Raw genomic sequence first — 12,904 nt, 5'->3', positions numbered from 1 at the left:
GATCTTTTGATCAAATTTATGTTTGAATTTTTTCAACTGATTTTCATTCTACTGATAAAGCCCAAAAATGTCAACCTAATCCGGAATTTTTATAGGTATTTATCGTGTTTCGCTACTAATCTTCTTCCCGCTGATAAAATATTACAGCTCTTTGCCCGTACTCCTTCTAAACAAGGTTAATTTTTTATCAATTAATTCCCTGCAACAAAAAAAGCTCTTCACATTGGAAAAGCTTCTTTTGCTAATTATGAATGCTGTTTCAGTTTTTCAGCCTGGTCGTTGGTGATCAAGGCATTGACCATTTCATCGATGTCACCGTCGAGAAAAGCATCCAGTTGATAAACGGTCATATTGATGCGGTGATCAGAGATCCGTCCCTGGGGAAAATTATAAGTCCGAATCCGCTCGCTGCGGTCACCAGTGCCGACCTGACTTTTCCGGTTTTCGGCAATTTCACTTTGCTGTTTCTGCTGTTCAATTTCATAAAGTCTGGCTTTTAAAATTTTTAAAGCCTTGTCTTTATTTTTCAGTTGGGACTTTTCATCCTGACAGGTGACCACCATCCCAGTGGGAATATGCGTAATCCGAACCGCCGAGTCCGTGGTGTTGACACTTTGCCCCCCATTTCCGGAAGAACGATAGACATCGACTCGCAGATCATTGGTGCCAATTTCAATTTCGACGTCCTCAGCCTCGGGCAACACTGCCACCGTAGCGGTTGAGGTATGAATCCGGCCACCCGACTCAGTACTGGGAATCCGTTGTACCCGATGAACCCCGCTTTCATATTTCAGCCGACTGTATACCCCAGTCCCTTCAATGGCAAAAATGATTTCCTTGATTCCCCCGATGTCGGGAATACTGGAGCTCATGATCTCACTTTTCCAGCCTTGTCGCTCAGCATAACGGGTAAACATTCTAAAGAGATCGCCGGCAAACAGGGCTGCTTCACTGCCACCAGCTCCAGCCCGAATTTCAACAATAACGTTTTTATCATCATTGGCATCCTTGGGAAGCAGCAGAACTCTCAGCTCCTCTTCCAGTTCCACCTTCTTTTTTGACAACTCGTCCAACTCCGCTTCAGCCATTTCTTTAAAGTCTTTTTCCAGTTGTTTATCAGAAAGCATCTCTTTGGTATCGTCAATAGCTGTCAAGGTATCGGAAAACTGATTGTATTTTTGGATAATCGGTTCGATATGGGCGTGCTCCTTAACCAGTTTTTTCCATTGGTTCTGATCAGCGATCACCTCGGGATCGCTGATCTTTTCATTTAATTCAGCATACTTTTCTGCTAAAAAATCTAACTTATCTAACATGGTGCTCCTTAATTTTTATTTAATTAAATTTATATTTCGGTTGACTTGTTTTAATAAAGGTCTACTCAAATTGAAACGCTTCCTTCCATTCGTCGAAGAAAAAAACGGCCAGGGTTCCCGGACCGGAATGCGTCAAAACCGTCGAACCCAAGGGAACAATCTTAAAACGCTCAGTATTGAAGCGCTTACCGGCCATTTTGACAAACAGATCGACTAGTTCGGGATTATCGGCATGACTGATGCCGATGGTCTGTCGATCCATCTGATCCCCATTTTCTTCCAGATAATCCACCATTTTTTTAATCAGCTTCTTTTCACCTCTGACCTTGTCAATTTGCTGCAGTTCTCCAGCTTTGCTCACTTCCAGCAAGGGGTTGATGTTAAGCATATTCCCAATGATGGCAGTTCCCTTATTCAGTCGACCACCGCGATACAGATATTGGAGATCCGTCACTGTAAAGACATGTTTGACATGATCAATATAATAATTAATCCGCAGCATCAGCTCGTCCATGCTAAAGCCCTCCACTGCCGCTTGTGCCGCGCCATAGACAATGTGTCCCAGACCATAGCAAACCGCTTTGGTATCAACGACATTAAAGACCGCCTCGGGATATTTTTCTTTTAAATCCCGTTCCGCCAACGCCGCTGCCTGGTAGGTGCCGGACAGACCACTGGAAAAGGCCAGATAAATAAATGGCTGTTTTTCAGCAATTAATTCTTCAAATCGCTTATAAAAATCCCCGTAGGGAATCTGAGATGTTTTAAAGCGCACCCCTTTACGCATCTTGTCGCAAACAACTTCAGGTGAAATATCAATCCCATCACGATAATTTATTTCATCTTCGACCACATAAACCGGCATGATCTCAATGTCAAATTTTTGTTGATCGCTTTTAAGTATATCACAGGCAGAATCGGTTATGATTTTTATGTTCATCGTTGGTATCCTTTCCCACTTGATTTAAAAGCTTATTTTATCATAAAATTAGTCATTTATCAAAAACAATTCTTGGGCATACTCCCGGGGATCAGCAAAAAGTACCCGTCCCTTACTTTCCAGATAATCTATTAATCGTTTGGTCTCCAGATTCATAATCAATTCATCGGGAAAACCAACCGTATCCAAAACCTTGTCGACATAGGGAAAATCACCAATATCTGAGGCAAAGTGGGTATCACTGCCAATAATAATCGGTATTTCCAATTCTTTACAACGGTTGGCAATCCATACGCAATTCGGCTTGGAACCCTTGCGGATAAAAAAAGAACCGTTGTTTATTTCAATTAAGGTGTTGTGTTTTTTTGCTGCCTGCAAAATCGCCTCGTAATCCAGTTCGTAGGTAGGATTGCCGAGATGGCAAATAAAGTCAACCTGGGGATTGGCAATGGCCCCCAGTACCGCCCCGGTATTGATGGCTTTTGTTTGCGGTATAAAAGTGGGGGTGTGCAACGACGCAGAAATTATTTCCAGCGAGTCAATAAACGTCATCGGAATATCGGTGTTGCCATCCGCATCGATAATATTACTCTCAATCCCTTTTAGTAATTTGACATTGTTTATTTTCCCGGGAATCACCCGATAGTTGGCAAAAAACAAGGGCGTTGGTGCTCCGGGCAAAGCCGGACCATGTTCGGTGATGCAGATCATTTCCAGATTTTTTTGTGCGGCCGCATCAATTAACTCGGTGATGGTGTTATAAGCATGCCCACAGGCAATTGTGTGGGTATGGGCATCTAAAACATACTTTCTCATTTTTTAACTCTCTTTTCTATATATTTCTCGAATGTGCCTAATCGTCGGCCGGTTTTTTTTCTTCCAGTTTTTTCTTGGCTTCCCGTTTCTGTACTTCCAGGTCATTCTGATGGGCAACCCGATCACAAAAAACCTGGGCAGAATGGTAACCGTACTGCTTGGTACGATTATTGATGGCGGCGGTTTCAATGATACAGGCCAGATTTCGACCTCCCGAAACAGGAATCATCACTTCCGGCACCTCGATTCCCAATATATCCAGGGTTTGTTCATCCAGACCCAGGCGGTCATAAGGTGAACGTTCATCCCAGTTCTCCAGGCGAATAACCATATCAATTTCGACGTCCCGCTTCACGGCTCTGGCGCCATAGAGGGTTTTAACATCGATAATTCCGATACCGCGAATTTCCATAAAATGCTGAAGCAGCTCCGGAGCCGTTCCCATCAGATGACCATCCCGAATCCGTTTGACCTCAACCACATCATCGGCAATCAGACAATGCCCCCGCTTAACAATTTCCAGTGCTGTTTCGCTCTTACCAATGCCACTGGGCCCGGTGATCAATACCCCCACCCCAAAAACCTCAACCAGAACCCCATGTAAGCTGATCCGGGGGGCTGAGAGCTGGTCAATATAATTGACCAGATCGTAAAAAAGGGTAGTGGTTGTTACTCTGCTCTTTAAGAGGGTTCGACCATATTTTTGAGCCGCCTCTTCAAACAGATGGGTCTCATCCTGATCCCAACATACAATAAAACAGGGGAAATCATAGGAAAAAAAGTCATCGATCTTCTGTTTTCGGACCGCTGGATCCAGATCCAGCAAATAGGAAACTTCCACCTTACCAATAACCTGAATTCGTTTGGAGTCAAAGTGTTCATAGTAACCATGAAGCTGCAACCCGGGTCGGTTGATCCCGCTGTTTAGCAGATCCAATTCCGTTGACTGATAATAAATTTTTTCAAGTTTAATTTCTTTACAAAAATCATCCAGATTTACTTTGCCATTCATTCTTCTATCTCTTTTCATTGATTTACTGCTAATTAGTCTACTCAAGTTATTCTACCTCAAAGTTTCCATTGTTAAAAGTTTTTTATGTCTTGTTTTTAAAATACGCAAAAATCGCCTGGGCTGTTTTCACCTGCATCCCAGGAACCGCCTGGAGTTCTTCCAGGGTGGCTTTTTTGATTTTCTCCACCTGTCCAAAATGAGCCATCAGGGCTTCCCGGCGTTTTTTGCCAACGCCGGGGATTTCCTCCAACTGGGAAGCCAGCATTTCTTTTTTTCTTAAAATCTGATGGTAACCCAGGGTATAGCGGTGCACCTCTTCGGAAATCTCAAACAGAAAAACGCCCAGCGGGGTAGCCTTTTTGATCGGATATTCCGTACCCTTAAAAAAAATCCCCCGGAGTCGATGGTGATCATCCTTAACCAATCCGCACACTGCAATCTCCACCGGGTAGAGCGACACAATGCTCTCTGCTGCGTTGACATGTCCGCTGCCGCCATCGATCATCATGATTTCCGGCAAGGGCAAAAAATTATTACCCTCCGAGGCTTTCATGGCTCGTTCCATCCGTCTGAAAATCATTTCCTGCATACTGGCATAGTCGTTCTGTCCTTCCACCGACTTGATCTTAAAGCGGCGACAGGCTTTCTTGTTCAGCTTGCCTTCTTCAAACACCACCATACCTCCAACATTATTGGTGCCGCTGATATTGGAAATGTCATAGGCCTCAATACGACTGGGCGGCCGGGTTAAACCCAGCAGCTCCGAAAGTCCAACCAGGCGGCTTTTGGAGCGAATTTCTTTTTCACGTTTTTCCAGCAGCTGCTGTTTCAGAGCCAAATCGGCATTGTCCGCCACCATTTCCAACATCTTTATTTTCTGTCCCCGTTGCGGTGATAATACTGCAATTTTTTTACCGGCCAGATCCCCCAACCATTCTTCGATGACTCTTTTGTCTTCCAGCATTTCTTTCAAAATGATTTCCCGGGGAATAAAGCCACAGCTGGCATAATATTGTTTAACGAAGCTTTCCAATACTTCCCGGGAACTGACATCACCAATGTCTTCGAGAAAAAAATGATCCCGCCCCATCAGCTTCCCTTCCCGGACATGAAAAACCTGAACACAACCCAGACTCTCACTGGCAGCAAAACCAATAAAGTCCTGATCCTGTTTGGTGCTGGAACTGATTTTCTGCTTTTCGACGATATGCTCAATCCCCGCAATCTGATCCCGGTATTTAGCCGCCGCTTCATAATTCTGGGCAAGCGCTGCCGCAGTCATTTTATCGTTCAGGTTTTTTAACAGATCTGGATGTCGACCATTTAAAATATCCAGAATCGACTGGATATCCTTGGCGTACATTTCTCTGGGCACATTCCCCTGACAAGGGGCCTGACACTGGCCAATGTGATAGTTCAAACAGGGCCGACCGGACTTTTTGCCATAAGCAACCTGACGGTTGCAGGTTTTTAGGGGATAGATCTTTAAAATCGCTTCAATGGTATTTTTTACCGCATAGGAACTGGTAAAGGGCCCAAAGTACTTACCTCCATCTTTTTTATACTCCCGGGTCATCAAAATCCGGGGATATTCCTCATTAACCGTAAGCCGGATCCAGGGATAGCTTTTGTCATCTTTTAGCAGAATATTATAGCGGGGATGATGGGTTTTTATCAGATTACATTCCAGTATCAGCGCTTCCATTTCCGAATCGGTAACAATCGTCTCAATGGTTTCGATATGGGATACCAAAACAGCTGTTTTAGCCGTCAGCTGACTGGTCGAATGGAAATATTGCCGAACCCGGTTGCGTAGATTAATGGCTTTCCCGACATAGATTATTTCGCCCGGTTTATTTCGCATTATATAGACCCCGGGGTTCTGGGGCAGATCTTTTAATTTCTCTTTATCATACATAGATATCAACCTTAAATAAATATTTTTTTGGAATTTTTTGTTTATTCGTCACCACATTTTGGTATAATAATAATACTTTTTTAAACATCCGATTATTAAACAGAAAGGAAGTGTTACCATGTTTGAAAAAATAACTGTAGATGGCCACAACACCCTGATTTCATTCGGTAATTTCGAAGTGAAGATTGTTCCGAAAATTTATGGTGGATTTACCCTGACAAAATCAATTAAAGACAATCCCTTTAAAATCATCGAAATACGTGAGATAAGACTTCCACTATCAGAAAAAGAAGTTTTAAAGGAAGCGAAAGATTTGTTAAAAAGAAAATATGAGTCCATTGACTTCAACAGCTATTGTACCACATAAATCTTGAGATCAGCTTTTTTTGATCCAACTTGTTTCTAAACAAGTTGGATCCGTTCTTTTTTTGATCTTTGCTCTGACCTGATGCGTTATTTGTCATGATTCCTTTAATTTCTAAAGTGTTTGTTAAATAAATTGACAACGACCTTCATTAGGTGCTATAATGAAAAAGAATTAAAGTGTATTTATTGATTTCACATATTTTTGCAAGTCATTTTTACGTTGAAATGATTTACAAAAATATGTGTTTTTGTTTTTGCATTACGATTTACAATTAATAGTTAGGAGGTACCAAAAATGAATAACGGTACAGTAAAATGGTTTAACGACGAAAAAGGATTTGGTTTTATTTCAGTAGATGGCGGCAATGATGTCTTTGTCCATTTCTCAGCAATTATCGCTGACGGTCGTAAGAGCCTGGTTGAAGGACAACGCGTTACTTTCGATACTGAAAAAACTGATCGTGGCTTACAGGCTACCAATGTTTTTCTTGCATAATTAAGTCTTTTTTAAAAGCCCCACCAGCTGCGCTGGTGGGGCTTTTTTTCTTGCTCGCTCCTAACTACCGTACCGACCAATTATCAATCTTCTTTAGGCGGCTCCGATTTGAGATGACAGCCCGGGCAGCCGTCGCCCCCTTTGCAGCCTTCGCAGGAAAAATCTCCGGCCTTCATTTTTTTTACTTTTTTGAAAATTATATAACCCGCCGCACCTAAAATTATTGCTGCTAAAATCCAGGTAATCACTTCTATTCCTTCTTTCTTCAATTACGCTGATCCAATGCGCACAATGGAAAATTAACTAAAAATTCGACTGCCAACCTGATAAACAATTAAGGCAATGGTATAGGCTAAACCAATTTGATAAGCCAATGCAAAAAGAAAATCACGCCAGTTTCCCAATTCTTTTTTCATAGTGGCGATGGCAGCCATACAGGGTGATGCCAATAAAACAAAGATCACGAAGCTGTAGGCGGAAACCGGTGTAAAGATCAGACTGACCGCATCGGTAAAGCTGCCTTCCTGACCCGACAAAAGTACACTCATAGTACTGATAATCATTTCTTTGGCGGCAATGCCCGTTAGCAGCGCTACTGAAGCGACCCAGTTACCAAAACCCAGCGGGATAAAGATTGGCGCAATGATCTTGCCAAATACCGCTAAAATGCTTTCATCCGGCGTCTGAGCCATTTGCAAGCCTGGGGTAAAGCTCTGCAAAAACCACAACACCACTGAAGCGGCAAAGATAATTGTTCCAGCCCGGACAATAAATTCTTTGGTTCGCTGCCATACCTGAGTGGCGGTGTTCTTAAGCTTTGGCAGTCGCAACGGCGGAATTTCCAGCAGGTAACCAGAATCGGCTCCCTTAAACCAGGTTTTCGACAATACAAATCCCGATGCGAAAACCACCGTCAAGCTAACCAGATAAAGGGAGAACACCAGCAGAGTCTGATACTCAACAAAAAACACCGATGCCATCAAAACATAGATGGGCATCTTGGCCCCACAGGAGATAAAGGGCGTTAATACCGCCGTCAGCTTCCGCTCCCGTTCATTTTCCAGGGTTCGGGTAGCCATTACTCCCGGCACCGAACATCCCAATCCCACCACCATCGGAATAAAGGATTTTCCAGATAAACCAAAATGCCGAAAAATCCGATCCATAATGAAGGCAACCCGGGCCATATAACCGCTGTCCTCGAGAATGGAGATAAAAATAAACAACACCACCAACTGCGGTACGAAGGTCAATACTGCGCCAACCCCGGTAATAATGCCGTCATTGATCAGGGCAATGATCCAATCTGCTGCTCCCAAGCTCCCCAAACCAGCAGCTACCGTTACCATCAGCACATCATTGATAAACCACTCAATCCCACCAATGGTAATTTCACCCACCAGAGTAATCGATACATAATAAATCACAAACATAAAGAAAAAAAAGATTGGCAGGGCTGCATAGCGGTTCATCAGCACCCGATCCAGTCTTTCCTGGAAAGGGATGCTCTGATCTTTGGTTTTTTTTGTTGCCATGCTGATCCCATCGGTGATGAAGCGATAGCGATAATCGGCAATAGCACTGTCTACATCATGCTTTGACAGCACTTCGATTTTTTTTCTGACCATATCGATATCTGCTAATAACTCAACATTTTTAGCAATTTTCAGAAGCACTTCTTCATCTTTTTCGATTAGCTTAATGACCCGGAACAACCGTGGGTAATCGGGTAAAAGTTCAGGATACTTATTCTGAATAAGCCCGTCAAATTCATTGAATAATGCCATTATTTCCGGCGGAAAGATCTGTGGAAATTCTTTAAGTCTTTTTATATCTACGGTTTTTTCAACCTCTTTGATCAATTCGTCAATTCCGGTTTCCTTCTGGGCCGAAATTTCAATAAAGGGATAGCCGAAGATTTTTTCCATCTCCCGAACATCGATTTCCACCCCGGTTTTCTTAACCACATCCATCATGTTCAGGGCGCCGATCATCGGACAGTTCAGTTCCATCAATTGGGTGCTTAAATATAGATTTCGCTCAATGTTGGAGGCATCTATGATATTGATGATCAGATCCGGCCGTTCATCCAGCAAAAAATTCCGGGAGACGATCTCATCCATCGAGTAGGGTGCCAGTGAGTAAATGCCCGGCAAATCCACCAAGGTCATGTCACTGCTGGTGCCTCTTAAGTCTCCCTCTTTTTTTTCAACCGTTACTCCGGGCCAGTTCCCCACGTAGAGATTACTGCCGGTGAGACAATTAAACAGCGTAGTTTTTCCCGAGTTGGGATTTCCCACCAACGCAATTTTATATTTCATTTCCATTCCTCATTTCCCTTTTTCACTAAATGCTGATTAATCTTAAAATAACGAAACCACCTCAAAAGGTGGTTTTTTATTTATTACTGAACCATTAAAATATTTTCAGCATCTTTTTTCCGAAGGCTGAGGGAATATCCTCTCAAGCGAACCTCTATGGGATCGCCAAATGGAGCTGTTTTATTAACTTGAATCTCTACCCCTGGTGTTACACCCATGTCCATGAGTTTGCGACGCATTAAGCCTTCTACAGCAATTGAACCAACACATGCCTTCTGACCTGGTCTTAAATCTTTCAAAGTAAACATAAACACACCCTCTATTCTTATGGTTTAAATTTAGTTGTCGTCGCCATCATTTGTTAAAGATGGCTTTCTTTTTGTTAGCTTTATTATACTCTAATTGAAATTCATTGTCAATTAGAGTCTGTAACTTTTTATGGCCTTAAGCATTTTTTAAACGTATCAAAAAAAGAACGCTGAAACAGCGTTCTTGAGGTTATCAATGAACCACCGTACCGACCAATTGTTAATCTGTTGTTCGCTGCGCCATGCGAAATCCGCTTTGCTCCTTTCGCATTGGTCGCGGGCAGTCGCCAACTACAAGCAAGCTTGTGATTGGCTCGTTGCCTACGCGCAAATCGGACAGGCTCTGCCGTGTCCGCTCCGATGCGTAGGGTCTGACCCCTAGGTCACAACATGATGTAACAATTTTCGGTACTGGGTTAGCTCTTTTAGCTCTTTTAGCAATTCGGTAAAATTTTCTTGAGATACTGGCCGGTATAGGATTGGGGCACCCGGGCGATTTCTTCGGGAGTCCCAATGGCAATGATGGTGCCGCCGCCCTCGCCCCCTTCGGGGCCAAGATCGATGATGTGATCTGCCACCTTGATCATATCCAACTGATGCTCAATGACAACTACCGTACTGCCGCTGTCAGCCAGACGCTGAATGACATTGATCAGCTGGTGGACATCGGCAATATGCAAACCGGTGGTGGGCTCGTCGAGAACGTAGAGGGTTTTGCCGGTATTGCGTTTACTTAATTCAGTGGCCAATTTAACCCGCTGAGCTTCCCCACCGGATAATTGGGTCGATGGCTGTCCCAGTTTTACATAACTGAGACCGACATCGTAGAGGGTTTGGAGCTTTTCTTTGATTTTGGGAATATTGCCAAAAAATTCCAGGGCTTCCTCCACCGTCATATCCAGTACATCGGCGATGTTTTTGCCCTTGTATTTGACTTCCAGGGTTTCCCGGTTGTAGCGCTTGCCGCCGCAGACCTCACAGGGTACATAAACATCGGGTAAAAAATGCATTTCAATTTTGATAATTCCATCACCGCTGCATTTTTCACAACGGCCACCCTTGACATTGAAGCTGAATCGGCCTTTCTGATAACCTCTGGCCTTGGCTTCCGGGGTTTTGGCAAACAGATCCCGAACCAGGTCAAAGACCCCGGTATAGGTGGCCGGATTGGATCGGGGGGTTCTGCCAATCGGTGACTGATCAATATCGATTACCTTATCGATGAATTCAACCCCATCGATACGGGTGTATTTCCCCGGCTTTTTCAGGCTGCGATACAGCTTCTGGGAAATCCCCTTGTATAAAATCTCATTAATCAGCGTGCTTTTCCCGGATCCGGAAACCCCGGTTACACAGATAAATTTCCCCAGCGGAAAATCGACATCCAGATTCTTTAAGTTGTTCTCCCGGGCACCGACAATCTTAATTACCTCGCCGCTGCCTTCCCGACGCTTTTGCGGAATCGGAATAAAGCGCTGGCCACTGAAATACTGGCCAGTGATCGACTCCGGCACCGCCATTATCTCTTCAAGACTTCCCTGTGCGACAATCTGGCCACCGTGAACCCCGGGCCCCGGGCCAATATCGACAATGTGGTCGGCAGCCTGCATGGTTTCCTCGTCGTGCTCCACCACAATCAGTGAATTTCCCAAGTCGGTTAAGCGCCGCAGCGTTTCCAGCAGTTTCTGATTGTCCCGTTGATGGAGACCAATACTGGGTTCATCCAGAACATATAATACCCCCACCAGACCTGAGCCAATCTGGGTGGCCAACCGAATCCGCTGGGATTCTCCCCCCGAAAGTGTACCGGCATTCCGGGACAGGGTCAGGTATTCCAGTCCAACATTTTTTAAGAAATTGAGCCGGGCCTCAATTTCTTTAAAGATCGATTCACCAATCATCATTTCCCGGTCAGTCATGGTCTGCGCTTTAAAAAACTCAAGCAATTGACCAATGGCCATATCGGTTATTTCGATGATATTTCGATCATGAATTGTCACTGCCAGACTGGTGGGATTGAGCCGTTTACCGTGACAGGTGGGACAGGGGGTTTCTGACATATAGCGTTCAATTAAGGACCGCATCCGCTCCGAGGTCGTTTCCAGATAACGCCGCTCCATGTTTTTAATCAACCCTTCAAAGGTGGAGCTGTAGGTTCCTGAAAACTTGCCTTCGTAGGCGATTTCCAGAACCACGTCGCTGCCATATAGAAGCGCCTGTAAAAATGCCTCGCTGGCATCTTCCAGGGGTAACTCAATATCAAACTGATGTTTTTTTGCCAGCGCCTTGATCAGGTTATAATAATACTTGGAATCACTTTTTAAACCAAAAAATTTAATCGCTCCATTGGCAATCGATAAACTTTTATCAGGGATCAGTAGATCCGGATCCACTTCCTGATGAAAGCCCAGACCGTGACAATCCGGACACATCCCAAAGGGATTATTAAACGAAAACGTCCGGGGCTCCAATTTGTCCATGGCAATGCCGCAATCGGCACAGGCCAGTTTTTCGCTAAAAAGCTGGGACTCGCCGCCAATCACGTCACAAATCACCAGTCCCCCGGATAGCTTCAGGGCAATTTCCAGTGAATCGGACAACCGTTTGCCAAGGTTATCCTTGGCCACCAGACGATCCACCACCACTTCAATGGTATGCTTTTTATTTTTATCGAGATTGATTTCATCCGTGACTTCCATCGCCTCCCCATCAACGATAATCCGGACAAAACCTTCTTTTTTGATATGATCGATGATCTTTTTATGCTGTCCCTTTTCCTTCCGGATTACCGGAGCCAGAATTTGAAATTTGGTCTTTTCAGGTAGGGCCATGATGCTGTCGACAATCTGATCCACCGATTGCGACTGTACCACCTTGCCACACTTGGGACAATGGGGAATCCCAATCCGGGCGTAAAGCAGCCGCAGATAATCATAAATCTCGGTGACCGTCCCCACCGTGGATCGGGGGTTGCGGTTGGTGGTTTTCTGGTCAATGGAAATTGCCGGGGATAGGCCGTCAATGCTTTCCACATTAGGCTTCTGGGACTGACCCAGAAACTGCCGGGCATAGGAAGAAAGCGACTCCATATAACGGCGCTGTCCTTCAGCATAAATGGTGTCAAAAGCCAATGATGACTTCCCCGAGCCACTCAGCCCGGTAAAAACCACCAGCTGATCCCGGGGTATTTTTAAGTTAATGTTTTTTAAATTGTGCTCCTTGGCACCTTTTATTTCGATATATTTCATATTTATGTTTATTCTCTCCTTAATTATGCCGCATGAATTATTAAATGAAAAAACACCATTAAGTCATGGTCTGGTACATTCGTTGGCGGGTACTAGCCGATTCTGTAAATTAAAAAACAACTAAAATTTAGTTTCAGCCATCCCGCTATAACATCAGCTTAAG

General features: G+C 44.1%; 11 protein-coding genes. 2 read left to right on the top strand and 9 right to left on the bottom strand.

Translation table 11 applies throughout. The features are described from left to right. Positions 1-245: 245 nt before the first annotated feature. The 5 genes from prfA to uvrC form a co-directional block, all read right to left on the bottom strand. Positions 246-1,316: a peptide chain release factor 1 gene (gene prfA, locus ACWI_RS13130; protein WP_070371887.1), complete on the bottom strand. Its 1,071-nt coding sequence runs from the start codon at positions 1,314-1,316 to the stop codon at positions 246-248. 61 nt (positions 1,317-1,377) lie between these two features. Continuing rightward, entirely contained in the window at positions 1,378-2,256 is an 879-nt protein-coding gene (locus ACWI_RS13125) for a DegV family protein (protein ID WP_070371886.1), read from the bottom strand. A gap of 48 nt (positions 2,257-2,304) precedes the next feature. Then, positions 2,305-3,072 carry a phosphatase gene (locus ACWI_RS13120; RefSeq protein ID WP_070371885.1) on the bottom strand — a complete coding sequence of 256 codons (768 nt, stop codon included), beginning with the start codon at positions 3,070-3,072 and terminating at the stop codon, positions 2,305-2,307. 37 nt (positions 3,073-3,109) lie between these two features. Continuing rightward, complete coding sequence (gene hprK, locus ACWI_RS13115) at positions 3,110-4,084, bottom strand: HPr(Ser) kinase/phosphatase (RefSeq protein ID WP_070371884.1); 975 nt, start codon at positions 4,082-4,084, stop codon at positions 3,110-3,112. 82 nt (positions 4,085-4,166) lie between these two features. Continuing rightward, a complete protein-coding gene (gene uvrC, locus ACWI_RS13110; protein ID WP_070371883.1) occupies positions 4,167-6,002 on the bottom strand; it encodes an excinuclease ABC subunit UvrC in 1,836 nt (611 codons plus the stop codon). A 118-nt stretch (positions 6,003-6,120) separates the two neighbouring features. On the opposite strand from uvrC, the gene ACWI_RS13105 reads away from it, so the two are divergent. Together ACWI_RS13105 and ACWI_RS13100 are read left to right on the top strand one after the other, a co-directional pair. Continuing rightward, positions 6,121-6,369, top strand: coding sequence for a hypothetical protein (locus ACWI_RS13105; RefSeq protein WP_070371882.1), 249 nt, complete (start codon positions 6,121-6,123; stop codon positions 6,367-6,369). A gap of 294 nt (positions 6,370-6,663) precedes the next feature. Then, entirely contained in the window at positions 6,664-6,864 is a 201-nt protein-coding gene (locus tag ACWI_RS13100; RefSeq protein ID WP_070371881.1) for a cold-shock protein, read from the top strand. Positions 6,865-6,947: 83 nt separating this feature from the next. Here ACWI_RS13100 and ACWI_RS18555 read toward each other — a convergent pair whose 3' ends face one another. The 4 genes from ACWI_RS18555 to uvrA form a co-directional block, all read right to left on the bottom strand. Next, positions 6,948-7,133, bottom strand: coding sequence for a FeoB-associated Cys-rich membrane protein (locus ACWI_RS18555; RefSeq protein WP_084633687.1), 186 nt, complete (start codon positions 7,131-7,133; stop codon positions 6,948-6,950). Positions 7,134-7,163: 30 nt separating this feature from the next. Further along, positions 7,164-9,185: a ferrous iron transport protein B gene (gene feoB / locus ACWI_RS13095; protein WP_070371880.1), complete on the bottom strand. Its 2,022-nt coding sequence runs from the start codon at positions 9,183-9,185 to the stop codon at positions 7,164-7,166. An 83-nt stretch (positions 9,186-9,268) separates the two neighbouring features. Then, positions 9,269-9,493 (bottom strand): FeoA family protein, encoded by a 225-nt coding sequence (locus ACWI_RS13090; RefSeq protein WP_026395981.1) that lies wholly within the window; start codon positions 9,491-9,493, stop codon positions 9,269-9,271. A 434-nt stretch (positions 9,494-9,927) separates the two neighbouring features. Continuing rightward, on the bottom strand, positions 9,928-12,741 hold the full coding sequence (gene uvrA / locus ACWI_RS13085; protein WP_070371879.1) for an excinuclease ABC subunit UvrA: 2,814 nt from the start codon (positions 12,739-12,741) through the stop codon (positions 9,928-9,930). Between the last annotated feature and the right edge of the window lie 163 nt (positions 12,742-12,904).

The organism is Acetobacterium wieringae, assembly GCF_001766835.1.
Classification (GTDB): Bacteria; Bacillota; Clostridia; order Eubacteriales; family Eubacteriaceae; genus Acetobacterium; species Acetobacterium wieringae.
Note: the sequence above shows the minus strand (reverse complement) of the source record. Positions and strands in the feature narration are given on the sequence as shown.

Coding starts and splice junctions, on each gene's coding strand:
- hprK (WP_070371884.1), bottom strand. CDS start 4,084: ATGAATGGCAAAGTAAATCTGGATGATTTTTGTAAAGAAATTAAACTT.
- ACWI_RS13125 (WP_070371886.1), bottom strand. CDS start 2,256: ATGAACATAAAAATCATAACCGATTCTGCCTGTGATATACTTAAAAGC.
- ACWI_RS13090 (WP_026395981.1), bottom strand. CDS start 9,493: ATGTTTACTTTGAAAGATTTAAGACCAGGTCAGAAGGCATGTGTTGGT.
- ACWI_RS13120 (WP_070371885.1), bottom strand. CDS start 3,072: ATGAGAAAGTATGTTTTAGATGCCCATACCCACACAATTGCCTGTGGG.
- ACWI_RS13100 (WP_070371881.1), top strand. CDS start 6,664: ATGAATAACGGTACAGTAAAATGGTTTAACGACGAAAAAGGATTTGGT.
- ACWI_RS13105 (WP_070371882.1), top strand. CDS start 6,121: ATGTTTGAAAAAATAACTGTAGATGGCCACAACACCCTGATTTCATTC.
- uvrA (WP_070371879.1), bottom strand. CDS start 12,741: ATGAAATATATCGAAATAAAAGGTGCCAAGGAGCACAATTTAAAAAAC.
- prfA (WP_070371887.1), bottom strand. CDS start 1,316: ATGTTAGATAAGTTAGATTTTTTAGCAGAAAAGTATGCTGAATTAAAT.
- uvrC (WP_070371883.1), bottom strand. CDS start 6,002: ATGTATGATAAAGAGAAATTAAAAGATCTGCCCCAGAACCCCGGGGTC.
- feoB (WP_070371880.1), bottom strand. CDS start 9,185: ATGAAATATAAAATTGCGTTGGTGGGAAATCCCAACTCGGGAAAAACT.